Origin of the sequence: Nocardia sp. CY41, assembly GCF_009829325.1 — a bacterium.
Taxonomy (GTDB): domain Bacteria; phylum Actinomycetota; class Actinomycetes; order Mycobacteriales; family Mycobacteriaceae; genus Nocardia.
Genome location: NZ_VUOS01000030.1, coordinates 75,602 through 98,340, shown reverse-complemented (window position 1 = coordinate 98,340; position 22,739 = coordinate 75,602). Strand labels below are relative to the sequence as shown.

Annotated in this window: 22 protein-coding genes; 10 read left to right on the top strand and 12 right to left on the bottom strand. The window is 69.7% G+C overall.

The window, feature by feature from the left end; all coding sequences use genetic code 11:
- Positions 1-299: 299 nt before the first annotated feature.
- Complete coding sequence (locus tag GVY64_RS30295; protein WP_236567361.1) at positions 300-1,238, top strand: endonuclease/exonuclease/phosphatase family protein; 939 nt, start codon at positions 300-302, stop codon at positions 1,236-1,238.
- A 153-nt stretch (positions 1,239-1,391) separates the two neighbouring features.
- Here GVY64_RS30295 and meaB read toward each other — a convergent pair whose 3' ends face one another.
- From meaB to GVY64_RS30280, 3 genes are read right to left on the bottom strand one after another with little or no spacing between them, the layout of a single operon-like run.
- The gene (meaB, locus tag GVY64_RS30290; RefSeq protein ID WP_159848925.1) at positions 1,392-2,435 is read right to left on the bottom strand and encodes a methylmalonyl Co-A mutase-associated GTPase MeaB; all 1,044 of its coding nucleotides are present in this window, start codon (positions 2,433-2,435) and stop codon (positions 1,392-1,394) included.
- Entirely contained in the window at positions 2,432-4,711 is a 2,280-nt protein-coding gene (gene scpA, locus GVY64_RS30285; protein ID WP_159848922.1) for a methylmalonyl-CoA mutase, read from the bottom strand. The genes meaB and scpA overlap by 4 nt, the downstream gene beginning before the upstream one ends.
- Positions 4,711-6,567 carry a methylmalonyl-CoA mutase family protein gene (locus GVY64_RS30280; RefSeq protein ID WP_159848919.1) on the bottom strand — a complete coding sequence of 619 codons (1,857 nt, stop codon included), beginning with the start codon at positions 6,565-6,567 and terminating at the stop codon, positions 4,711-4,713. Before GVY64_RS30280 ends, scpA begins: the two co-directional genes overlap by 1 nt.
- A 245-nt stretch (positions 6,568-6,812) precedes the next feature.
- On the opposite strand from GVY64_RS30280, the gene GVY64_RS30275 reads away from it, so the two are divergent.
- Positions 6,813-7,490 (top strand): TVP38/TMEM64 family protein, encoded by a 678-nt coding sequence (locus GVY64_RS30275; RefSeq protein ID WP_442939648.1) that lies wholly within the window; start codon positions 6,813-6,815, stop codon positions 7,488-7,490.
- Between the two features lie 6 nt (positions 7,491-7,496).
- Here GVY64_RS30275 and GVY64_RS30270 read toward each other — a convergent pair whose 3' ends face one another.
- The 3 genes from GVY64_RS30270 to GVY64_RS30260 all read right to left on the bottom strand — a co-directional run bounded on the left by GVY64_RS30270 (position 7,497) and on the right by GVY64_RS30260 (position 9,979).
- A complete protein-coding gene (locus GVY64_RS30270; RefSeq protein ID WP_201298224.1) occupies positions 7,497-8,399 on the bottom strand; it encodes a S1C family serine protease in 903 nt (300 codons plus the stop codon).
- Between the two features lie 146 nt (positions 8,400-8,545).
- Positions 8,546-8,914 carry a nuclear transport factor 2 family protein gene (locus tag GVY64_RS30265; protein ID WP_159848913.1) on the bottom strand — a complete coding sequence of 123 codons (369 nt, stop codon included), beginning with the start codon at positions 8,912-8,914 and terminating at the stop codon, positions 8,546-8,548.
- Positions 8,915-9,049: 135 nt separating this feature from the next.
- Positions 9,050-9,979 carry a CorA family divalent cation transporter gene (locus tag GVY64_RS30260; RefSeq protein WP_159848910.1) on the bottom strand — a complete coding sequence of 310 codons (930 nt, stop codon included), beginning with the start codon at positions 9,977-9,979 and terminating at the stop codon, positions 9,050-9,052.
- 691 nt (positions 9,980-10,670) lie between these two features.
- Between GVY64_RS30260 and GVY64_RS30255 the strand changes: the two genes are divergently transcribed.
- The gene (locus GVY64_RS30255) at positions 10,671-10,991 is read left to right on the top strand and encodes an ArsR/SmtB family transcription factor (RefSeq protein WP_236567360.1); all 321 of its coding nucleotides are present in this window, start codon (positions 10,671-10,673) and stop codon (positions 10,989-10,991) included.
- A gap of 42 nt (positions 10,992-11,033) precedes the next feature.
- Here the strand turns inward: GVY64_RS30255 and GVY64_RS30250 are convergent, their stop codons facing one another.
- The gene (locus GVY64_RS30250; RefSeq protein WP_159848904.1) at positions 11,034-12,059 is read right to left on the bottom strand and encodes a hypothetical protein; all 1,026 of its coding nucleotides are present in this window, start codon (positions 12,057-12,059) and stop codon (positions 11,034-11,036) included.
- A 115-nt stretch (positions 12,060-12,174) separates the two neighbouring features.
- On the opposite strand from GVY64_RS30250, the gene GVY64_RS30245 reads away from it, so the two are divergent.
- The 5 genes from GVY64_RS30245 to GVY64_RS30225 all read left to right on the top strand — a co-directional run bounded on the left by GVY64_RS30245 (position 12,175) and on the right by GVY64_RS30225 (position 17,962).
- On the top strand, positions 12,175-12,792 hold the full coding sequence (locus GVY64_RS30245; RefSeq protein ID WP_159848901.1) for a TetR/AcrR family transcriptional regulator: 618 nt from the start codon (positions 12,175-12,177) through the stop codon (positions 12,790-12,792).
- A 357-nt stretch (positions 12,793-13,149) separates the two neighbouring features.
- Positions 13,150-14,445, top strand: coding sequence for a hypothetical protein (locus tag GVY64_RS30240; RefSeq protein WP_159848898.1), 1,296 nt, complete (start codon positions 13,150-13,152; stop codon positions 14,443-14,445).
- 71 nt (positions 14,446-14,516) lie between these two features.
- Complete coding sequence (locus tag GVY64_RS30235; protein ID WP_159848895.1) at positions 14,517-14,966, top strand: helix-turn-helix transcriptional regulator; 450 nt, start codon at positions 14,517-14,519, stop codon at positions 14,964-14,966.
- A gap of 5 nt (positions 14,967-14,971) precedes the next feature.
- A complete protein-coding gene (locus tag GVY64_RS30230; RefSeq protein ID WP_159848892.1) occupies positions 14,972-15,382 on the top strand; it encodes a VOC family protein in 411 nt (136 codons plus the stop codon).
- A 186-nt stretch (positions 15,383-15,568) separates the two neighbouring features.
- Positions 15,569-17,962 carry an ATP-binding cassette domain-containing protein gene (locus GVY64_RS30225; protein ID WP_159848889.1) on the top strand — a complete coding sequence of 798 codons (2,394 nt, stop codon included), beginning with the start codon at positions 15,569-15,571 and terminating at the stop codon, positions 17,960-17,962.
- Between the two features lie 108 nt (positions 17,963-18,070).
- On the opposite strand, the gene GVY64_RS30220 is transcribed toward GVY64_RS30225, so the two are convergent.
- The 3 genes from GVY64_RS30220 to GVY64_RS30210 are packed head-to-tail and all read right to left on the bottom strand — an operon-like array spanning position 18,071 to position 19,341.
- The gene (locus GVY64_RS30220) at positions 18,071-18,514 is read right to left on the bottom strand and encodes an SRPBCC family protein (protein WP_159848886.1); all 444 of its coding nucleotides are present in this window, start codon (positions 18,512-18,514) and stop codon (positions 18,071-18,073) included.
- Positions 18,515-18,550: 36 nt separating this feature from the next.
- Entirely contained in the window at positions 18,551-18,892 is a 342-nt protein-coding gene (locus GVY64_RS30215) for an ArsR/SmtB family transcription factor (RefSeq protein ID WP_159848883.1), read from the bottom strand.
- The gene (locus GVY64_RS30210; RefSeq protein ID WP_159848881.1) at positions 18,889-19,341 is read right to left on the bottom strand and encodes an SRPBCC domain-containing protein; all 453 of its coding nucleotides are present in this window, start codon (positions 19,339-19,341) and stop codon (positions 18,889-18,891) included. Before GVY64_RS30210 ends, GVY64_RS30215 begins: the two co-directional genes overlap by 4 nt.
- 171 nt (positions 19,342-19,512) lie before the next feature.
- Here GVY64_RS30210 and GVY64_RS30205 point away from each other — a divergent pair, with 171 nt between their 5' ends.
- Complete coding sequence (locus GVY64_RS30205; RefSeq protein WP_159848878.1) at positions 19,513-20,121, top strand: TetR/AcrR family transcriptional regulator; 609 nt, start codon at positions 19,513-19,515, stop codon at positions 20,119-20,121.
- Here the strand turns inward: GVY64_RS30205 and GVY64_RS30200 are convergent.
- Both GVY64_RS30200 and GVY64_RS30195 read right to left on the bottom strand, forming a co-directional pair.
- Positions 20,099-20,278 (bottom strand): hypothetical protein, encoded by a 180-nt coding sequence (locus tag GVY64_RS30200; RefSeq protein ID WP_159848875.1) that lies wholly within the window; start codon positions 20,276-20,278, stop codon positions 20,099-20,101. The two genes, GVY64_RS30205 and GVY64_RS30200, sit on opposite strands and share 23 nt — an antisense overlap.
- A 52-nt stretch (positions 20,279-20,330) precedes the next feature.
- A complete protein-coding gene (locus tag GVY64_RS30195; RefSeq protein ID WP_236567357.1) occupies positions 20,331-20,954 on the bottom strand; it encodes an LppP/LprE family lipoprotein in 624 nt (207 codons plus the stop codon).
- A 182-nt stretch (positions 20,955-21,136) separates the two neighbouring features.
- On the opposite strand from GVY64_RS30195, the gene GVY64_RS30190 reads away from it, so the two are divergent.
- On the top strand, positions 21,137-22,726 hold the full coding sequence (locus tag GVY64_RS30190; protein ID WP_236567354.1) for a bifunctional phosphatase PAP2/diacylglycerol kinase family protein: 1,590 nt from the start codon (positions 21,137-21,139) through the stop codon (positions 22,724-22,726).
- The last annotated feature ends 13 nt before the right edge of the window (positions 22,727-22,739 follow it).

Here is a 22,739-nt window from a genome sequence, read left to right as displayed (position 1 = left end):
ACAACGCCGCCCTCATCTGCCTGGCCCGGCGACGCTGCGACGTCCTCTACGCGATGCTCAAACACGGCGAACTCTACCGATCACCCACGACCTCAGCGGCTTGACGAACACCATAGGGACACCCCCCAGCGACAGCACCGCAGTGCGCACGGGCGTTTCCGCTTCGCGCCCCGGGCGCGGTCCGGTCGCGCCACCACCCACCGCCTCGGCACAGTTCACCGGCCGGAACACCCGCCCGAGCGTCGACATGTAATGTGCCGCCGGTGTATTCACGCGCGCTATCGAAGCCGGTTCGGGCCGTGGTCCACCTGCCGGCATGGTTTGCGGTCCTCGCGGCAGCCATCGGAGTCGCTCTGCACTTCTCCGAATCCTCGGCTCGGGTGCTGGTGCTGGCGGCTTCGGTGGCGCCCTATCTGATGGGCTCCGCGCTGGTGGCAGCGGTGGCTTTCCTCGCGATGCGGCGCTGGAGTGGTGTGGCGGTGGCGGTCGTCGTCCTGGCGACCGGGATCGGGACCCAAGCGCCGCTGTACGTCGGGCGCTCCGGCCACGAGAACGGACGAACGATCACGGTGATGCAGGCCAATCTGCTCTTCGACGGAGCCGATCCGGCAGCGCTGATCGAGCAGTTGCGCGCGCGGGACGTCACCGTGCTCACCGTCGAGGAGCTCACGCCCGCGGCGATCGAGGATCTCGGCCGTGCGGGCATCGACCGATTGCTGCCCTACCGGCATCTCTCCCCGGGGAGGACGGCAGCCGGCACCGGCATCTGGAGCCGCCATCCCCTGTCGGAGACCGTCGAGTACGACGGCTATGTGCTGAACCAGCTCTCGGCGACCACCGACATCCCGGGCATCGGGCCGGTCACGGTCTACGCTTTCCATCCGGTGCCGCCGGTGTACGACACGCAGGTCTGGGCCGACGAATTAACGCGCCTGGGGACGATTCTCGACCGATCACCCGCCGATCGACCGGCGATCGTAGGCGGCGACTTCAACGCGACCTACGATCATCGGCAGTTCCGCGCGCTGCTCACCGGCCGCTTCGCCGACGCCGCCGAGCAGGCCGGGGCAGGACATCTGGTCACCTATCCCACCGACAAGCGCTGGCCACCTCTCGTCGGCATCGACCACATCCTCGTTGCCGGCGGTAGCGCGGTCACGGTGGAAACCGTAAGCCTTCCGGGAGCGGATCACCGCGCGCTGGTAGCGCAGGTCCGCTTGCACGGTGAGCAGCGGTAAGGCGCACCGCGCCATCGGCGGGTCATCGATCCGAATCCGTCGCGTGCCGCTGCTCGAACGCGTCACGCGGGTCGAAGTGTCCCACGTGCGCGCCGACGCCCCGCGAGCACGCTGCCGTAAGGCGCGGCGTTCCCTACGGCCCTGACGCGCGCGTCAGCGTCCGTCGAAGGCGCGCAGTAGCTCCTCGGCGGCGAGCGCGGCGGTGAGGGTGCCGTCGCGAACCTGCTTTTCCACCTGCGTCCGAATGGCTTTCACCTGCGGGTTGTCCGCCAGCCTGCGCAGCAACTGGTCGTGCACCATGGTCCAGGTCCAGTCGACCTGCTGCCGACGGCGCTTCTCGGCGAACTCGCCGGCGTCGGTGAGCACGCGGCGGTGTTCGAGCACCGTGTCCCAGAACCGGTCCAGCCCGATACCTTCCAGACCGCTCATGGTCAGCACCGGCGGCCGCCACATCGCGTCGTGCGGATGGATCAGGCGCAGCGCACCCGCGAGTTCCCTTGCGGCGGACCGGGCCTCGACCTCGTGTTTGCCGTCGGCCTTGTTCACCGCGACCAGGTCGGCGAGTTCGAGCACGCCTTTCTTGATGCCTTGCAGCTGGTCACCGGTCCGGGCCAGGGTCAGGAAGCAGAACACGTCGACCATGTTCGCGACGGTGACCTCCGATTGCCCCACCCCGACGGTCTCCACGAGGATGACGTCGTAGCCCGCCGCTTCCAGCAGCACGATGGTCTCGCGCGTCGCCTTGGCCACGCCGCCGAGCGTGCCCGCCGTGGGCGACGGCCGGATGTAGGCGTCGCGTTGCACCGACAGCCGCGCCATCCTGGTCTTGTCGCCGAGGATCGAGCCGCCGGTCCTGGTAGAGGACGGATCCACCGCGAGCACCGCGACGCGGTGCCCCTGCTCGATCAGGTACATGCCCAGCGCGTCGATGAAGGTGGACTTGCCGACGCCGGGAACGCCCGTGATGCCGACGCGGTTGGAGGGCGCGTTGCCCGCGCCCGCCTCCGGCGACACCTTCAGCAGCAGTTGCTGCGCCAGCGCCCGGTGATCGGCCCTGGTCGACTCGACCAACGTGATCGCCCGCGCCAGGGCGGCCCGCTCGTTGGCGCGGACCGCCGCGGCGAGGGCGTCGACGTCGATGGTCCGGCGCGCGGCCGCCGCACGGGTAGGACGCGCCGCGGAACCCGCTTCGCTCATTCCGTCGCGGCGGAATCCGCGGCGCCGCTGCCGAGTTCGTGGCCGAGTTCGGCGCCGAGCTTCTTCAGCAGGTCGATCGCCGCGTCCGCGATCACCGTGCCGGGCGGGAAGATCGCCGCGGCGCCCGCCTGATAGAGCTCGTCGAAGTCACCGGGCGGGATCACGCCGCCGACGATGACCATGATGTCGGGACGCCCGACATCGGCCAGCGCCTGCCGCAGAGCGGGCACCAGCGTGAGGTGGCCCGCCGCCAGCGACGACACACCGACGACGTGCACGTCGTTGTCGGCCGCCTGCTGCGCCACCTCTTCCGGAGTCTGGAACAGCGGGCCCACGTCGACGTCGAAGCCGAGGTCGGCGAAGGCCGTGGCGATCACCTTCTGGCCCCGGTCGTGGCCGTCCTGACCCATCTTCGCGACGAGGATGCGCGGCCTGCGGCCCTCGGCCTCGGCGAATTCCTCGACCAGCTCGCTCGCCTTGGTGATGTTGGTGACCTTCCCTGCCTCGTCGCGGTACACACCGGAGAGCGTACGGATCTCCGCCTGGTGCCGGCCGTACACCTGCTCCAGCGCGTCGGAGATCTCGCCGACCGTGGCCTTGGCCCTGGCCGCGTCGATGGCCAGCGCGAGCAGGTTGTTCGCCATGCCGCCCTCGGAAGAGGCCGCGGCACGGGTCAATTCGGCCAGTGCCCGGCGCACCGCGTCGGGGTCGCGCTCGGCGCGCAGGCGTTGCAGCTTCTCGATCTGCTCGGCGCGCACCCGCGAGTTCTCGACCTTGAGGACCTCGACCTGCTGATCCTCCTCGACCTGGTACTTGTTGACGCCGATCACCGGCTGCTGACCGGTGTCGATACGCGCCTGGGTGCGCGCCGCGGCTTCCTCGATGCGCAGCTTCGGGATGCCCTCGCCGATCGCCTGCGCCATGCCGCCGTGCGCCTCGACCTCCGCGATATGCGCGCGGGCGCGGTTGGCCAGCTGGTGGGTGAGCCACTCGACGTAGTAGGAACCGCCCCACGGGTCGATCGGGCGGGTGGTGTTGGACTCCTGCTGGATCAGCAGCTGGGTGTTGCGGGCGATGCGCGCGGAGAAGTCCGTGGGCAGCGCCAGCGCCTCATCGAGCGCGTTGGTGTGCAGCGACTGCGTGTGGCCCTGGGTGGCGGCCATCGCCTCGATGCAGGTGCGCGCGACGTTGTTGTAGGCGTCCTGTGCGGTGAGCGACCAGCCGGAGGTCTGCGAATGGGTGCGCAGCGACAGCGATTTCGCGCTCTTCGGATTGAACTTCGCGACCAGCTCGCTCCACAGCAGCCGCCCCGCGCGCAGCTTCGCCACCTCCATGAAGAAGTTCATGCCGATCGCCCAGAAGAACGACAGCCGCGGCGCGAACTTGTCGACCTCCATGCCCGCGTCGATGCCGGCGCGGATGTACTCGACGCCGTCGGCGAGGGTGTAGGCCAGCTCCAGATCCGCGGTCGCGCCTGCCTCCTGGATGTGGTAACCGGAAATGGAGATCGAATTGAACTTCGGCATCTTCGCGCTGGTGTAGGCGAAGATGTCGGAGATGATCCGCATCGAGGGCTTCGGCGGGTAGATGTAGGTGTTGCGGACCATGAACTCCTTCAGAATGTCGTTCTGAATGGTTCCGGCCAACTGCTCGGGCGCGACGCCCTGCTCTTCGGCGGCGACGACGTAGAGCGCCAGAATCGGCAGCACCGCGCCGTTCATCGTCATCGAGACGCTGACCTGGTCCAGCGGGATGTGGTCGAACAGCTGGCGCATGTCCAGGATGGAGTCGATGGCCACCCCTGCCATGCCGACGTCACCTTGCACCCGCGGGTGATCGGAGTCGTAGCCGCGATGGGTCGCCAGATCGAACGCGACCGACAGGCCCTTCTGGCCCGCCTGCAGATTGCGGCGATAGAAGGCGTTCGAATCCGCGGCGGTGGAGAAGCCGGCGTACTGGCGGATGGTCCACGGCTGGTTGACGTACATCGTGGGGTACGGCCCGCGCAGGAACGGCGCCACGCCGGGCACGCTGTCGAGCGGATACCCTTCGGCCGCCACGGCGTCGCGGTCGGCCTTGGTGAACACCGGCGGCACGTCGATGCCTTCGGGCGTCGACCACACCAACTGGTCGGGTGCGTACCGGTTGGCCGCCGCGGCCGCGCGCACGTACTCCGTCACCTGCGCCGGGTCGACGGCGGCGGGCTCCGGCGCCCGCTCGGCCAGCGGCACGTCGGCGAAACTGCCGATCGCGTGCTTGATCTCACGAGTAGTCATCAGGCTCCCACCTTCTCCAGCAGGTCGGACAGCGCGGCGACGGCGTCGATGCGCGCGGCGAGGAATCCGTCCGGGCGCTGCGCGTCGTCCAGATCGGCGACGGCTTTCGCCGAGCCGGCCAGCAGCACGGTGGCCACACCCGCGGCCCGCAGTTGCGTCACCGCCGCACCGGCTTCGGATTCGTAGCGCGCATCCGATCCACACAGCACCGCGATCGGCGCCCCGGCGTCGGTGGCGGACGCGGCGATCGCGTCCACCGCGAGCGGTCCGGGATTGATCGACTCGATGCCGCCGGAGGCAAGCAGGTTCGCGATGAAGGTGACCCGAACGTTGTGCTCGGCCACCGAACCGAGCGGCACCAGCAGCGCTTTCGGCCGCGTCCCATGTGCGGCGAGATAGGCGTCGGAGCGGTTGCGCAGCTCCTCGAACGCGGCGCCGTAGCGGGCGACGCGACCGGCCTGGCGCGCCGCTTCGGACAGCGGCTGCTCGGCCAGGTTCGGGAATTCGTTCACGCCGGTGACGGCGGTCTTGCGATGCGCGACATCGGCGTCGCGGGCGGTCTTCGTCTCCGCGACGCGTTCGGCGAGCAGCCCGGACTCCAGCGCGGCGAGGTAACCACCCGCCGCCTCGATCTCCTGGAGGAATTCCCACGCCTTCGCCGCCAGCGCGGCGGTGAGGTCCTCGACGTACCAGGAGCCCGCACCCGGGTCCAGCACGTGACCGAGATGCGATTCCTCGAGCAGCAGCAGCTGGGTGTTGCGGGCCATGCGGTCGGCGAACGACTTCGAGACGCCGAGTTCACCGGGCGGCAGGGCGCAGTCGAACGGCAGCACGGTCACGGTGTCGGCGCCGCCGATGCCCGCGCCGAAGGCGGCAAGCGTGGTGCGCAGCATGTTCACCCACGGATCGCGCTGACTCATCATGGCGGCCGAGGTGACAGCGTGCTGCGGCGCGCCGCCGAACTCCGGTGCGCCGCAGACCTGCGCGACCCGTGCCCACAGCTGCCTGGCGGCGCGGAACTTCGCGATGGTGGCGAACTGGTCGTCGGTGGCCGCGAACCGGAATTCCAGCTGGCCCAGCGCGTCGGCGAGATCCAGGCTCTCGGTCAGCGACCGCAGGTAGGCCAGGCCCGCGGCGACGGCCGCGCCCAGTTCCTGAGCATCGGACGCGCCCGCGTCGTGGAAGACCGTGCCGTCCACGGTGATCGCGCGGATTGTTTCCGGCCGCACCGCCGCCCGTCCGGCCAGCGCGACGGCCTCGGCGAGACCCACATCGGCCAGATCGGCGAAACGGCTGGTCAAGGGAGCAGCGCCCAGGGCGATCCGGATGTCCTCGCGGGCGGGGGCAGGGTAGGCGTCGAGCACCGCGAACACTTGCGCCGCCGCGTCGGCGACGTCGCCGCCCGCATCCAGCGTGAGCGGGGCCAATTCGAACAACAGGCCGTTCAACGCGGCGGGCAGGTCGGCCACCGGCACGCCGCGTTCGCCCGCGCCGAGCCAGACGGCGCTGATCCCGTTCTCCAGCCCGGCCAGGATCTCCCGGTTGGCAGCGGCGGCGTCGCGCTGGGCGACCTGCGCGCCGACGAACCAGCCCCGGTGCACATCGCGGGTGGCGTCCCGGCCGCGCACAAAGGGGAAAGTTCCCGGCAGCGGCTGCTCCGGCAGCTCGTCGCGCCGGGTGTAGAGCGGGGCGATGGTCAGCCCGTCGTAGGTGGTCTCGTCGAGCAGCCGCTCGGGCTCCTCGGGAAGTTCGCTGACCTCGACGCGGCGGGCCTTCGCCAGCACCCCGGCAACACCCTTGCGCCATGCACCGTATTCGGGCACCGGGTCGGCCCCGGGATCTGAAGCAATCGGCATAGCTTGCTGTTCCTCTTCCTCACCACGGGCGCACCGACAGTGCGCGCCCGATACCCTCACATTCGCCCAGCTCAGCGACTACTTCGGTTAACGGGCATTCGTCCCGCTTCCACTGATGCTAGCGGGCGCATCCGCAGCCGTTACCCCTGCCCGCCACTACCAACCGGTAACCTGTCGCGGTGATCGACCGCAGCATCGAGGGGCACGACGCAGCCGAGCGCAGGCGCGGCGGCGTCGCGGCCAGGCTGATCCGTGACCCGCGTTTCGTCGCACTGGTCGTCGGCGCGGTGGCATTGTTCGGCGCGGCCCTTCTGGTTCCGCTGCCTTCTCCCCGTCAGGTGCAGGAGTGGGCGACGTCGGTCGGCCCGGTCTTCCCGCTGGTGTTCTTCTTGGTGCACGCTGTGGTGACGGTGGCGCCGATTCCCCGCACCGTGTTCACCGTCAGCGCCGGGCTGCTTTTCGGCCCGCTGCTGGGCATCACGCTGGCGGTCAGCGCGACGACCGTGAGCGCGGTGCTGGCGATCCTGCTCGTGCGCGCGCTGGACCGGGAGCAGGTCGCCGCCCGGCTCACCCATCCCGCGGTGCGCGCGATCGATGAACGTCTCGCGCGACGGGGCTGGCTTGCGGTCGGCTCGCTCCGGCTCATCGCGGCGGTGCCGTTCTCGGTGATCAACTACTGCTGCGGACTGTCCTCGATCCGGTTCTGGCCCTACCTCGTCGCCACGGTGCTCGGCGTGCTGCCCGGCACGATCGGCACCGTCGTCCTCGGCGACGCGCTCACCGGCACAACCCATCCGGCGATGCTGATGCTGTCCGGCGTCTGCCTGGCCATCGGCCTGGCGGGTCTTGTCGTCGACGCACGCTGGAGGACGGCGCCACCTGTCCCGGTGGACGTCCCCGAGCCCGTCCCGGCCGCCGACTGACGACGCTCAGTCGGCTACCAGTTCCACCGGAACCGCGATCACGTCCACCATCGCCCCGTTGCGCAGCACCGTGACGGGCAGCTGCACGCCGATCGCCTCGGCGAAAAGCTGCCGCTGAATGCCCTGAGCGTCCCGCACTTCCGACCGCGCCACGCTCAGTACCAGATCACCGCGGCGCAGGCCCGCTTCCTCGGCGGGGCCACCGCGGACCACCTCCACGATGCGCACCCCGGCCGCCTGCCCGGTGCGCGCGGCGACCGGCTCGGGCAGCGGCGCGGGCACGCCCACCAGGCCCAGATACGCGCGCCGCACCCGCCCCTCGGTGTGCAACGTTCCGATGATCCGGCGCGTCGTCGCGTTGATCGGGATGGCCAGGCCCAGACCGATCCCGGCGACCGCGGTGTTGATGCCGACCACCCGGCCCGCCGAATCCGACAGCGCACCGCCGGAGTTACCCGGATTGAGCGCCGCGTCGGTCTGGATCACGTCTTCGATGACTCGCCCGGCGCGGCGGGAAGCCACCGGAACCGCCCGCCCGAGCGCGCTGACCACGCCCGCGGTGACCGAGCCCGCCAGACCCAGCGGACTGCCGACCGCCACCACCAGCTGGCCGACCACCAATCGATCGGCGTCGCCGAGCGGCACCGCGTCCGGCGCGCCGTCGCGGGCGCGCAGCACCGCCAGATCCGACAGCGGATCCACCCCGACCACCTGGAATCGGGATTCCACCCCGTCGGCGAAGACCACTTCGCCCTCGCGCGCCGCGCCGATGACGTGCGCGTTCGTGAGCAGGAATCCGTCGTCGGTGAAGACCACCGCCGATCCGCTCCCCCGCCTGGTCCGCACACTCGCGACGTGCGGCGTCACCGACGCCGCCACCGCGATCACCGTGCGGGAGTAGGCATCCATCGCGGCGTTGTCCACGCCGACCACCACCCTGTTGCCGGAACTGCACTACTGCGTCCAGGATGCCCCCGCGGCGCCCACGACGCACCGTGTTCGCCGCAGGCGCAAACGGACTCCGGTGCGCCGGGCGTGTCGCGGACCGACGGCCGTCAAGCCGACGGCACCCGGTCCAGAAAACCGTGCACACTCGCGATCCGGCCGTCGGGCCCGAGGGTGATCACGTCCGAGCCCGCGACCGGGGCGCTACCGTCGGCCGCCGAGACCAGCTCCCAGGAGAAGCGGGCGATGTCGTGGTGGCCGTCGACCGCGCCGAGGCGGCGGAACTCGAAGCCGGGGAACTGCGCCTGCACGCCACCGATGGCCGCCGTCAGCTGGGCGTGCCCGCGAACCTCCGCGAGCGGATCGGTGTACGCGCCGTCCTCGGCCCAGGCGGCCGCGACCGCGGCGGCCCTGGCGTCCTCGTCGGTGGCGTTCCACGCGGCGAAGTACCGATCGACCGCATCCTCGTAGCGCGACATGTTGAACCTCCTGTGCTGCAATGGTTTCCGTCAGCCGAATCGGGTTCTCCGATCGGCTGTCCCCAACCTTGCCGTGCCGCGCGTCCCGCGTCGATTACGCGCGAGGTAATGATCCCGGGACGCGAGCGACGGGTCTCAGCGCAGCAAGCCCTTGTTCTTCAAGTAGGCGAGGGGAATCAGCGCGGCCGCCAGCGTGAGCAGACAGGTCACCAAAAGACCGGTTTGCCAGGACAACTCGGAGATCAGATCCACGGCGTAGCAGGTGGCGATCAGCGTGGGCGGCAGGAACACCGCGGTGACGGCGAACGCCTTGACGATCTCGTTCTGCCGGGCGTCCAGCCCCGCCAGCGCGGACTGCTGCCGGTACCGAACCTTGTCGTACGCCACACCCGCGTGCTGCCCCACCCCGTCGATGTCCGCGAGCAGCACGCCGATCGCGCCGTCCAGTTCGACGCGGGCGGACGGGGCGTCGGCCCGCAGGTGGCGTGCCGCGCGAGCCAACTGCAGTTGCGTCTCCCGAGTGCGCGCGATGATTCGCTCGGTCGCGTTCAGCCGCGACAGCGCGCCGCGCACGTCCGAGGTCGCGAAGTCGCGCCGGTCGCCGGTGGAGATCGCCCGCTCGATCTCTTCGCCCGTCGCCGCCAGCGCGTCGCCGGCGTGGTGGAGTACCCGCTCCGACGCCTCGTTCAGTGCCCACAGCAGCGCGTACATCACGCCGTGCGCGGAGCCGGCGAGTTCCGGGTTGCGGCGCATCTTGGCGACCGCCTTGTCGAACGGGACGAAATGCTCGGACGGCTGCAGCGTCACCAGGAACTCTCCGCCCAGGGCGAAGATGATTGTCGCCTGTTCGATGGTCTCGCCGAGCTGATAGTTGGCGACCACCGGCAGATAGACGAAGTTGCCTGCCTCCCAGACCTGGTTGTGTGCGGCGGTGAAGTCGATGCCGAGCCGTTCCCGGAGCACGGCCGCGGTGTCGGCGTCGTCGGCGGCGACGGGAATCCAATGCTGCTGAAGCACTTCCGTGTCGAAGTGATCGGCGGTCACAGCGCTGAGAAAGGTCGTCATCGACTACCGCTGCCCGGAGAAGGGTCGCACGGGCGAGTCCGGGAGAAAGCCGGTCTGCTTGTGCTCCGGACCCGGTGGGCGAGAGAGTGTTTCGTCTTTCTCGGGCGGTATGGCCATAGCGGGGGCTCCAATACTTACTATCGTGCGGGGGTGGCGCACCCCTGCTGGACAGAGGACGCGCACACGGGCGGGGCAGCGTCGATCCGCGACGAGACCATCGGTGCGGACCCAGAAGACCACGCATCGGTCGAACCCGGACGCGCCGCCCTCACGCGTCGGAACAACGAAGGTGGAAGTACGTGCCGCGTCGGCCGATCAGGGCACCGTTGCCCGGTCGCCGATCACACACGCGGATCAACGGCGCGGCGGCGCAACCCGTTTCTCGAGGGTGGCCCGGCTGTAGATGTCGATACTGTCATCCGGCACCTGCCGCTCACCTCGCTTCGTTGGTCGACCGGCGCACGAATTGCGCCATCCATCATTAGAAACCCGCCGATCGGGGTACGTCAATCAGTTGCGCAAGTATTCGACAGCGCGCCACCCGGTGGAAATCTTGCGGCACGGATGGAGCCGGACGCGGGCGCACGACAGCGGTTTTCGGTCCGATGCCGCGCGGGCCGGACACCGGCGGCCACACGGTTGCACAGCCGGATACGGCCGTGTCACCCTACCGACAGCTATGGAGGCGGACGTGACGCAGCAGGGCGAGCCGCCGGGACCCATCCCGGCGGACCGATTACAGGACGCGGCGGCCGTTTTCGGCATGCTCGCGGCCACCGCGCGCCTGCAGATACTCTGGCTCCTCGCCCAGGGTGAGCGCGACGTCGGCTCGCTCGCCGCCGCCGTCGGCCAGTCCGTGCCCGCCGTGAGCCAGCACCTGGCCAAGCTGAAACTCGCCGGTCTGGTCCACGCGCACAAGGACGGCAGGCGTCACGTCTACGCGATCGCCGACCCGGACATCGCCGACCTCGTCCGCCTGGCCTTCCGCCACCACCGCGCCCACCACGACTGACCCGCCCTCACTCCGCCACGATCGGCCGATACCTCTTGGGGCTCACCGACTCCGGTAATAGTCGGCGAGGGTGGTGAACGCGGCTTTGGGTTCCCAGGGGAGGTCGGGGTAGGTTTCGCCGGGGCGGTCTTCGAGGACCTTGACCACACCGTAGCTGGCCAGGTCCAAGTCGTCGCGTGGGTCGCCGCCGGGGCGGTGTACGTGGTCGTAGAGCGCGAGGACGAAGACGAATGCGCTGTCGACGCCCTCCGCGTCGAAGATCTCCAGCAGCTCGCGCAGATACCGCGCCTGCCCGGCCTCGTCGCGGGCGTACTCGCCGTTCAACCGGACCGGCCCGCGGGTGTCGTCGTATTCGACGATCCGCAGGCCTTGCGCTCCGAGATCACCCGCGCCCGCGAAGGTCGCCGCACCGAATTCGGTGATCGCGAGCGGCTTTCCCGTGGCGACGAGGGTGCGAACGCCCTCGCCGAATCGGTCGGCGATCTCCGCCGTCCGGTACAGGTCCACCGACACGATGTCGAACGGCGTCCAGTCGACGCGCTCCAGGGGGACGGAAGCGTAGGTGACAAGGCCGCCGAAACGCTCGCGAACGGTCGCTACGGCCTTGTCGAGGAAGTCGTTCACGCGCCTGCTCGCCTCGCCGACGAGTTCACCCAGGTCATCCGGCCGGGCGGTCAGCAACCGCACACGGTCGTCGATGCTGTCCCCCGGGAGGAACCCGGGGTGCATCAAGCTCAGCTCGGCGCCGGTCACGAAGACCACCTCGGCTCCGCGCTGCCGGATCCGCTCGGCCCGCTCGGCACAATCCGCGAACAGGGCCGACATCTCCTCCGTTGTCGATTCGAGAGGGTACGGCGAGAACCATATTTCGAGCCCGAGATCGGCGGCTATGTCAGCCGCGATTTCCAGCCGTCCCGGATCACCCCCGATGACGCGAACCGCGTTGCAGTGCAGATCGTCACGAATGACGCGCAGTTCTTCGGTCACCGTTTCGGCGTCGAACCGAACGCGGGAGAATCGTCCGCCATGGACGAATCCGGTCTCGTAGCTGATGCCTTTGGCACGCATCGACTCCGTCCTTCCAACGTGAAATAGAGTACTCCAAGTACCTTAAAGCTTCGAATGTGGTCGAGCAAGCACGCCCGGCAAGTAGGATCGGCGTCGATCGCGGAAAGGGGCCGAGGTGGAAGATGCGGTCCGGCAGCCGAGCGCCGGGCAGACGCGCCGACGTGGGGCCGCTCTCGAAGAGGCGATCCTGGGCGCCGCGGCGGACGAACTGCTCGAATCCGGATACGCCGCGCTGACCATGGACAAGGTCGCCGCCCGGGCCGGAACCAACAAGAACGCCATCTACCGCCGCTGGCCGAACCGCCTCGCGCTCGGCATCGCCGCCTACCGGCAGCTGGCCACGACGACACCACCGCCGGACACCGGCAGCCTGCGCGAAGACGCGCTGGAGCTGCTACGGCGCGTCAACCGCCATTGGAGCTCACCCTCGGGCGCGATCCTGCGCGAACTCCTGGCGGCCACCGGCGGCGCATCCGAACTCCTGGCACAGCTGCCGGATCAGTCCGGCGACGCCGCCGCAGCCCCGTGGCTCACCCTGCTCGGCCGTGCCGTCGCCCGGGGTGAAGCCGCTCCCGAGGCGCTGCATCCGCGCGTCGCCACCGTGGCCCTGGTCCTGCTCCGCAACGAATTCGTCATGCGCGGCGCGCCGACCGCGCCCGACGACGTCCTGGTCGACATCGTGGACGAGGTCTACCTGCCGCTGATCCGCGGGCGCGATCCGGCCGCGCGCTGACCGCGCCCGCACCGCCGGCTCGTTGCTGAAGTGGTCGCCCGTCCAGCTCCGCTGCCGGTATCCGGCCGGTTCGCCGCATCGGTTGGCCCCTGCCCCGCTTCCCGCGCAGGTGGCGAGCGGATTCTCGTCGGCGCAGCACAGCGGACCAATAGGTACCGTTCACACCGCACCGCCGGGCCGCCACCACCGAACCCGCGAGTAGGGTTGACCATGGCGTTGCCAGGCCGGATGCTCTTGGTTGGCCGAACAGCTCGAACCGGACATTCGAACGATCCTCATCGTCGTAGCGCCGAGTTGTGGCGGCGACGACGCCGGCGCGGACCCGCCCCGGCGTCCGGAACTCGAGGGGAGATTCGCGTGACCTACCGCCTGACCGATATCGATTGCGTGAGTGCACGGGGGCACTCCGCGCTAGGGGGAACCCTGGCGATACAAGCGGTCTGGCGTTACGACCGTCCGGTGGATGTCGCGGCGCTGGAGCGATTCCACGAGACATTGCGCCACGGCAGGCTGGGCAGGGCGGTCGCGCCCGCGACGATCCCCGCCGCCGGTGATCGCTGGACCACCCGAGTCGAATTCAGCCCGCTCGAGGTCGCGGACGAACCTATTCCCTCCGATGCTCTGGAGGCCTGGATCGCCGAACAGGGGCATGCCGAGTTGCGCACCTTCGGCGGGCCCGCATGGCGACTGGCGGCGACCCACCTCGACAACGGGGAAAGCGTGGTGTCGCTGTTGGTTTCGCACACTCTCGCCGATGGCCACGCGTTCTGCGCCGCGGTCACGGACGCGGTCGCGGGAAAGCGGCTCGACTTGGCGTACCCGAGTGACGAATTCGGCCGGATGCGCTTGTTCGCCGACGATCTTCGCGATGCCGCGCGGCGAGCCCGGTCGTTGCCCTCGGCGGCCGGTCTGGCGCTGCGGTTGGCCACCGCAAGGCGCGGCGGGCCCACCGGCGACGCACCGGACTTCCGCCTGCCGACGATCACCGCGACAGTCCCGGCGCAGCCATGGCATGCGGCGGCACGGGCGCGGGGCGGCACCGGTACCACCTTGGCGGTGGCGATGATGGCCGCCATCGCCACCGAGCTCGGCCGCACCGACGAGGCGGGCCGGGTTCGCATGATGATGCCGGTCAGCACCCGCACCGCCGATGATCTCCGCGCGAACGCGCTGACCTCGATCGCCTTCGAGCTGGACGCTCGCGAGGGTGAACCGGCCGATCTCGCCTCGCTGCGCGCTGTGATGAAGGAGAAGCTCGCGGCAGCCGCGGCGAGCGGGCAGGATGTCCCGCCGCTGGTTCCGGTCGCGGTGGCGCTGCCGCGCGGGCGCTATGCCCACCTGGCGCGGCAAGCCGCCACCGACCCCATCTCCACGGTCTGTTCCAGCCTCGGCAAGCTCGACCCGGAGATCCTCCGCATCGACGGCCGCCCGGCTTCGGCGATGATGCTCGGCTTGGTCAATCAGAGCTTGAACTCGCGAGCCGTCGTGACCGAACGCGGCGGCACCCTCTATGTCGCGCTGATCGAGGCCGCGGAGACGATCACGCTGCGCGTCATGGGCTTTCACCCACCGACCCTGCTCGACGCCGAGCGGCTCACCGAGCTGGCGCGGTCCGCGCTCGCCGAGTACGAGCTCTCGGCGACCTTCTGGTAGCGCCGGGCGTCCCGCGAGAGGCGCGGGCCGGCATCGGCCGCTTGTCACCGCGATGTGGCACCATCTGGTGAGTGACCAGTAGACCCGCCGCGGCGCAGCACCTGCACGACCTCGCGCGGCTACGCAGGGTCCGCGACCGCATCGATCGGGAGTACGCGCAGCCCTTGGACGTGGAGGCGCTCGCGCGCGACGCGCACATGTCGGCCGGGCACCTCAGCCGCCAGTTCCGGCTCGCCTACGGCGAGTCGCCGTACTCCTATCTGATGACCCGGCGCATCGAGCGTGCGATGTCGCTGCTGCGCCGGGGCGACCTGAGCGTCACCGAGGTCTGTTTCGAGGTCGGCTGCTCCTCGCTGGGCACTTTCAGTACGCGCTTCACCGAGCTGGTCGGCATACCGCCCAGCGTCTACCGGCGCGAGGCGGCGCGTGCGACGGCGGGGATACCGTCCTGCGTGGCGAAACAGGTGACCAGACCGATCAGGAATCGAGAAGCGCCGGTTACCGAGCCGCAATTAGCCTGACTGCCATGGACATCACCATTCACGCGAGCTTCCTGCCGCACGACGATCCGGACGCGGCGCTGGCCTTCTACCGTGACCTCCTCGGCTTCGAGGTCCGCAACGACGTCGGATACGAAGGGATGCGCTGGCTCACCGTCGGCCCCGTCGGCCAGCCCGGGACCTCCATCGTGCTGCACCCGCCGGGCGCCGACCCCGGCATCACCGACGACGAGCGCCGCACCATCGCCGAGATGATGGCCAAGGGCACCTACGGCGGCATCCTGCTGGCAACCAAGGACCTGGACGGCGCCTTCGAGCGCCTGGTGGCCGGCGACGCGGAAATCGTCCAGGAACCCACCGAGCAGCCGTACGGGGTTCGCGACTGCGCCGTCCGTGATCCCGCGGGCAACCTGATCCGCATCCAACAACTGCGCTGAACCCCCCGGCGCGCTCAGCCGCGACCGCGCACCGGCCCGATTGCCGTCGCCGGCCACGGCAGAAGCGGCTGGCCGCCGGGCGGCCCGCAGACAAGTCAGCAGCCATATCGGTCACCTGGTTGGATCGAGCCAGGCGACGCCGACCCAGGACCGCCCACGCGGCCCCGCCCGACAGATGGAGACCCGATGAGCACGGCCACGACGCCGGACACGCAGTCGCCCGCGCTGCCCGCTGCCGACAGCCACGACCTGATCCGCGTGCACGGCGCGCGGGAGAACAACCTGAAGGATGTCAGCATCGAGATCCCGAAGCGGCGGTTGACGGTGTTCACCGGCGTCTCCGGCTCGGGCAAGAGTTCGCTGGTGTTCAGCACCATCGCCGCGGAGTCGCAGCGGCTGATCAACGAGACCTACAGCGCCTTCGTCCAGGGCTTCATGCCGACGCTCGCCCGGCCCGATGTCGACGTGCTCGAGGGCCTGACCACCGCGATCATCGTCGACCAGCAGCGCATGGGTTCCGACCCGCGCTCGACGGTCGGCACCGCCACCGACGCCAATGCCATGCTGCGGATTCTCTTCAGCCGGCTCGGGAAGCCGCACATCGGCTCCCCGCAGGCGTACTCCTTCAACGTCGCCTCGATCAGCGGCGCGGGTGCGGTCACGACCGAGCGCGCCGGAAGGACCGTCAAAGAGCGCCGCAGCTTCAGCGTCACCGGCGGCATGTGCCCGCGCTGCGAGGGCAGGGGCTCGGTCTCCGATATCGACCTGACCCAGCTCTACGACGACTCCAAGTCGCTCGCCGAGGGCGCGTTCACCATTCCCGGCTGGAAGTCGGACAGTTTCTGGACGGTGCGGGTCTACGCGGAGTCGGGTTTTCTCGACCCGAACAAGCCGATCCGCAAGTTCACCAAGAAGGAGATGCGGGACTTCCTCTACAAAGAGCCCACCAAAGTGAAGGTCGAGGGCGTCAACCTCACCTACGAGGGGCTGATTCCCAAGATCCAGAAGTCGTTCCTGGCCAAGGACCGGGAGGCGATGCAGCCGCACATCCGGGCGTTCGTCGACCGGGCGGTCACTTTCACCACCTGTCCCGAGTGCGACGGCACCCGGCTCACCGAGGCGGCCCGCTCCTCGAAGATCGCGGGCATCAGCATCGCCGACGCGTGCGCGATGCAGATCAGCGACCTGGCCGAGTGGGTGTCCGGTCTCGATGAGCCGTCGGTCGCGCCGCTGCTGGCCGCGCTGCGGCACACCCTCGACTCGTTCGTGGAGATCGGCCTGGGCTACCTGTCGCTCGACCGGCCGTCGGGCACGCTGTCGGGCGGCGAGGCGCAGCGCACGAAGATGATCCGTCATCTCGGCTCCTCGCTCACCGACGTCACCTACGTCTTCGACGAACCGACCATCGGCCTGCACCCGCACGACATCCAGCGGATGAACGGCCTGCTGCTGCGGCTGCGGGACAAGGGCAACACAGTGCTCGTCGTGGAGCACAAGCCGGAGGCGATCGTGATCGCCGACCACGTCGTAGACCTCGGCCCCGGAGCCGGTGCGGCGGGCGGCACCGTCTGCTTCGAGGGCAGCGTCGCAGGGTTGCGGGCCAGCGGTACCGTCACCGGCCGCCATTTCGACGACCGGGCCGAGCTCAAGGAGACGGTGCGCGAGGCGCGAGGCAAGTTGGCGATCCGCGGCGCGAACGCGAACAACCTGCGCGACGTCGACGTCGACATTCCGCTGGGAGTGCTCGTCGCCGTCACCGGTGTGGCCGGATCCGGCAAGAGTTCGCTGCTGCACGGGTCTGTTCCCGCGAGCGAGGGTGTGGTGTCGGTGGACCAGGCGCCCATCCGTGGCTCGCGGCGCAGCAACCCGGCGACCTACACCGGCCTGCTCGAACCCATCCGCAAGGCGTTCGCGAAGGCGAACGGCGTCAAGCCCGCCCTGTTCAGCGCCAATTCGGAAGGCGCATGCCCCACCTGCAACGGCGCGGGCGTCGTCTACACCGACCTGGGAATGATGGCCGGCGTCGCCACCACCTGCGAGGAGTGCGAGGGCAAGCGGTACCAGGCATCCGTGCTGGAGTATCACCTGGGCGGACGCGACATCAGCGAGGTGCTCGCGATGTCGGTGCTCGAGGCGCAGGAGTTCTTCGGCGACGGTGAGGCGCACACGCCGGCCGCGCACGCCGTCCTGGGCCGGCTCGCCGATGTCGGACTGGGCTATCTCAGCCTGGGCCAGCCGCTCACCACGCTGTCCGGCGGCGAGCGGCAGCGGCTCAAGCTGGCCACACACATGGCCGACAAGGGCGGCGTCTATATCCTCGACGAGCCGACCACCGGCCTGCATCTCGCCGACGTCGAGCAGCTGCTCGGCTTGCTGGACCGGCTCGTCGACTCCGGCAAGTCGGTCATCGTCATCGAACATCACCAAGCGGTGATGGCGCATGCCGACTGGATCATCGACCTGGGCCCCGGCGCGGGTCACGACGGCGGCCGGGTCGTCTTCGAGGGCACTCCCGCCGACCTCGTCGCCGCACGCTCCACCCTCACCGGCGAGCATCTCGCGGCCTACGTGGGCGCGTGATCCGCACGGCGCGCCGACCGGCCATGCGCGACAGCATCGTCACCACGGGTGACGATGCTGTCGCGCGGCCGGTGCCGCCGCGACCGGCGCGGACTTCCATGCGCCGGATCAGTTCCAGTTGTCGATCTTGACGTCGTGCGGGTCCGGCGCGCCTTTCCCGGTCTCGACCAGCGACTTCAAGCTCAGCAGGAAGACCGCCCACTTCGTGCTGCAGTGGTGCATGAACTCCACCGGCTCCTTCCAGCCTCGGTGCGCGAAGAGCACGACGGTGTAGTCGCCCGCCTGATCGAGAGTCCAGTCCACTTCGGTGCCGATCCACTCATCGGGTCCGCCGACCACCTCCCACAGCACGCGCTTACCGGGCTCGAGCGCGCGCACTCGCATGTCGAATCCGCCCGCGCCGAACCGGAACTCGATCAATCCGCCGAGTTCGTCGCTCGTGCCGCGGGTGTCACTCGCCCACCAGCCTGCCAGCCCCTCGGTGGTGGTCAGGGCGGCGTAGACCTCGTCCACCGGCGCTTCGATGCCGACTCTGTGCAGGATGTCCACCATTGTCGCTTCCTCTCTTCGATTGCTTTCGGTTCGATTTCACTGTTGGTCCCGACCGCGCTGGATCGCCTCGGCGATCCGCTTGATACGGCGGAGCCTGGCGTCCCACGCCGCCCCTACCGAGGACAGCTGGGCGACCGCTCGGGCGAGTTGCGCCTCGTCCACGCGATACCGCCGCTCCCGCCCGGCAGACGTGGCATGCACCAAGCCGACGCGGTCGAGCACGCCGAGATGTTTGGCGACCGCCTGTCGCGTCACGGGCAACTGCTCGCTGAGACTGGTGGCGGTGCCCCCGCCGTCCACGAGGAGCAGGTCGAGCATCCGCCGACGGGTCGGATCCCCGATGGCGGACCACAGGTCGTCGTCGACTGCCGCGGTCACCGGGTCGACACCAGCCGGGCGATGTATTCCCCCAGCCGGGGAACGTAGGTGTCCCATCCCACGGTGTGCTCGCGGTACTGCTCGGCCAGCTTCGCGGCCTCCCAGCCCGTCTCCCGGAAACCGGTCTCGGTGAGCCGGATCCGGGTCCCCGCACCCGAGGCAACGAGTTCGAAGGTGACCAGCAACGAGCCCGCGGAGTCATCGACCTCGCCGTCCGGGTAGCACCAGCGGAACGAGAACACCCGAGGCCGCTCGGCCTGCACCACGGTGATCGGAGCGACCTGCGCCCGGTCACCCCAGACGAGTTCACCGACCGCACCGGGAGTCACGTCGAAATCGGCGTCGTCGCTCCACCATTCCGAGATGTGCTCCGGGCTGCTGACGACCTCGAACACCACCTCGGGCGAGGCGTCGACGTAGATCTCCCGTTCGATGCTGCCGTACTCCATACTCGCCGCCCTTTCCTGACATGCAACATTTGGTTGCGCATGACGCTAGCCCACCGACCGCCAGGACGCAACCATCGGTTGCACATTGGCAGAACTCGTCGCGGTAATGGCCGAAGCCGGGCCCTCCGTCGCGAACCGGCCGCCGTCGATCCGCATGAGGTGGTCGACTTCGTGCACGATCGCCGCAATCAGTTCACCGGGCATCACCAACCCGGACACGTAGATGCACCGATCCTGCCCGCCGGTGGGGGCGCAGCTGCAGCCCCGCGACGTCATTCGCACACCGGTACGCGGATCGACGCGGACGACGTATCCCGCGCCGGCCTGCACCGCGCCACCGTCTACCGGGCCCTTCCCAGCAAGGACCTGCTCGTCACCACCGCTCTGACCGTCTGGCTGCGGCGCGTCCTGTCCGGCATCACCACCGCCGTGGCCGACTACACCGATGGCCGTGACCGCGCCGCCGAGGGCTTCGCGATCGCTCTGCGCACGCTGCGCGCCGACCCGCTCACCAACCGCATCCTGCTCGCCGACGAAGGCGGTCAACCCTTCGTCCTCACCTACGGCTCGACCCTGCTCGCCGCCGCACGCGGGTTCTTCGCCGATCAACTCCGCCGAGCCGACGACATCGGCGATATCGACCCCGAGGCCTCCGCCGAGATCGCCGCCCGCCTGTCGCTCACCCTCCTGCTCATCCCGGACAGCTACTTCGCGCTCGACACCGACGACGACGCCCGCCGCTTCGCCCGCCGCCATCTCATTCCCACGGCCATCCGATAGCGCCGGGCACGACCTGCCGACCTGCGGCGAGATGCGGAAAGAGGTTCCGGGTGCGTCCGCGAGTGCCGCCGTGGGTTCCGTTGCGCGCCAGTGCCCAGCCGTTCACACAGCCGATCTCGTCTTCCAGCCCGACCGGGTAGGCGTGGTTGGTATGCACTGCTCTGCACGGTTGCGGCAGAACGCCTTTCGCGATCGGGCAGCCGCCGGGGTCACCCGGCCGGGTTGCCGACCTGGTCCGGGACAGCCGGACTCGGAGTCACCGTGCGGCCGTCGCCGCCGAGTGTGAAGGTGATCACGACCGGCCCGCCCGAGGGGCAGCAATTGGCGTCGCGGCCCTCCAGCCACCGGTACTGCACCTGCACAGCGCGTGCGCTCGAACCGACCACCTGCGTGTAAGACGTCGCTTTCGCCGTAGCGGTGCCGAGATAACCGTCGTGACCGAAGAACAGCACATGCCATGGCGAACTCGCCGTCCCACCGGGTGTCGCGGCCAACACCCACAGCAGGTCGGGGCAAGCCCCGTCCGGCGCGTCGGTGGCGCTGTCGACGACGTATGACGCGCCGCCCGGCGCGGGCCCGAGCGAAGTCATCGCGTGGATGACCACGTTCGAATCCGGATCGACGCATCGCCCCTTTCCGCTGGTCGCGGGCACATTCGCGGTGGGAACGCGCGTGGTCTCGCCGTCCGGTGCGGGTGTCGTCCGCGTGACCTCGACAGTAGCTCGGCCGGGTGGCCCCGTTCCGGTCGAAGGCCCGCTCGATCCGCCCTGACAACCCCCGACAGCCATGCACACCGCGATGGCCGTCGCCAGTGCGCCGATGATCGGCTTCATCCGCCTCCCTTTCGAATTCCCGACAATGGGATGTCGGCGCTACGAGGACGGCGTTACGCCCGAAATGCCCGGGCTCTGCCCGTATCCCGCGGCACCGCTCGCGGAGAGCCACGTCACGGTAGACGCCGGAATGGCATGGGATGGCACGTTTCGCGATGTTCGCGATCGGTAATCTCGGACGAGTGAGTAGCTGGGTGCGCCGGAAGTTCCACGGCATCGGACGAATCGATCGGGCGATCGGCGGCGCGGTCGCCGAACTGCCGGCCTCGGTGGCCGACCACGGCCTGTTGCGACTCACCAACAGCGCCGATTTCAGCGGCTTGTGGCTGGCTCTCGCCACACTGCTCGCCACCCGCCAAGGCGCGCCGCGCCGGGCCGCGCTGCGCGGTGTCGTCTCCGTCGCCGGAGCCAGCCTCGTCGTCAATGTCGGCCTCAAGTCGCTCATCGCACGACGCAGGCCCGCCGCCGAACTGCTGCCGGCGCACCGGCGGCTCACCCCTGCTCCGAGGTCGTCGTCGTTCCCCTCGGGACACAGCGCCTGCGCCGCCGCGTTCGCCACGGCCGTGGCCATGGAAAGTCCGCGCACCGCACTGGTTGTCGCCCCGCTGGCCGCCACCGTCGCCTACTCGCGGGTGCACACCGGCGTGCACTGGAGTTCGGATGTGGTCATCGGCGCGGCCGTCGGTTCCGGTGTCGCGCTGGCCACGCGACGCTGGTGGCCGGTGCGCGAATCCGATGAGGCGCAGGCCGGCACGGTTTCCGAGGTGCCGACGCTGGTGGAGGGCAAAGGCCTGGTCGTCATGGTCAATCCGATGTCCGGCGATCCGAATTACGATCCCACCGACGACGTCGTCGAGGCCCTGCCCGCCGCCACCGTGCTGCGCACGCGGCCCGATGTCGACTGCGCCGACCAGCTCGAGCAGGCCATCGCCGACCACGGCGAACCGGTGCTGGCGGTCGGTGTCGCCGGTGGCGACGGCACGGTGGCGGCCGTGGCCGCGGTCGCGTTGCGCCACGAACTGCCGCTGGTCGTCATCCCCACCGGCACGCTCAACCACTTCGCCCGCGATCTCGGCGTCTACGACCTGCGCGAAGTGATCGATGCGACCGGCGAGGGCGAGGCGGTCGCGGTCGACATCGCCAGCGTCGAATGCGAGGACGAGAGCGGTTCGCGCACCAGGCATCTGATCAACACGGCCAGCCTCGGCGCCTATCCGGATCTGGTGCAGTTGCGCGAACGATGGCAGTCACGCTGGGGCAAATGGCCGGCGTTCGCCGCCGCGCTCGTGGTCACCCTGCGCCGGGCCGAGCCGATCGAGATCTGCTTGGACGGACGCTGGCAGCGGGTGTGGTTCCTGTTCGTCGGCAACGGTCCCTACCATCCGCACGGCGCGGTGCCCGCTTTCCGCGACCGGCTCGACGCCGGGCTGCTCGACGTGCGCTGGCTGCGCGCCGATCTGCGCTGGTCGCGCACCCGTGCCGTGCTGGCGCTGCTGCTGGCGGCGATCGGCCACAGCAAGGTCTACGGCGAACGCCAGCTGCCCGAACTCTTCGTGCACCTCCCGAAACCGGAGGCACTGGCCACCGACGGTGAGGTGGTCGGCAAGGCCACCCGGCTGCACTTCGCCATCGCGGGTCAGCTCGCCGTCTACCGCCGGGACGAATCCAATCCGCTCTGGGCCGACCGCAGCCGCCCCCACCACCGCCGATCGCCCTGGCTCCGCGACGCTTTCCGGGTTCGGCCGTTTCAGCGACGTGCGGGCGAGGACTGACCCACGTCCGCGC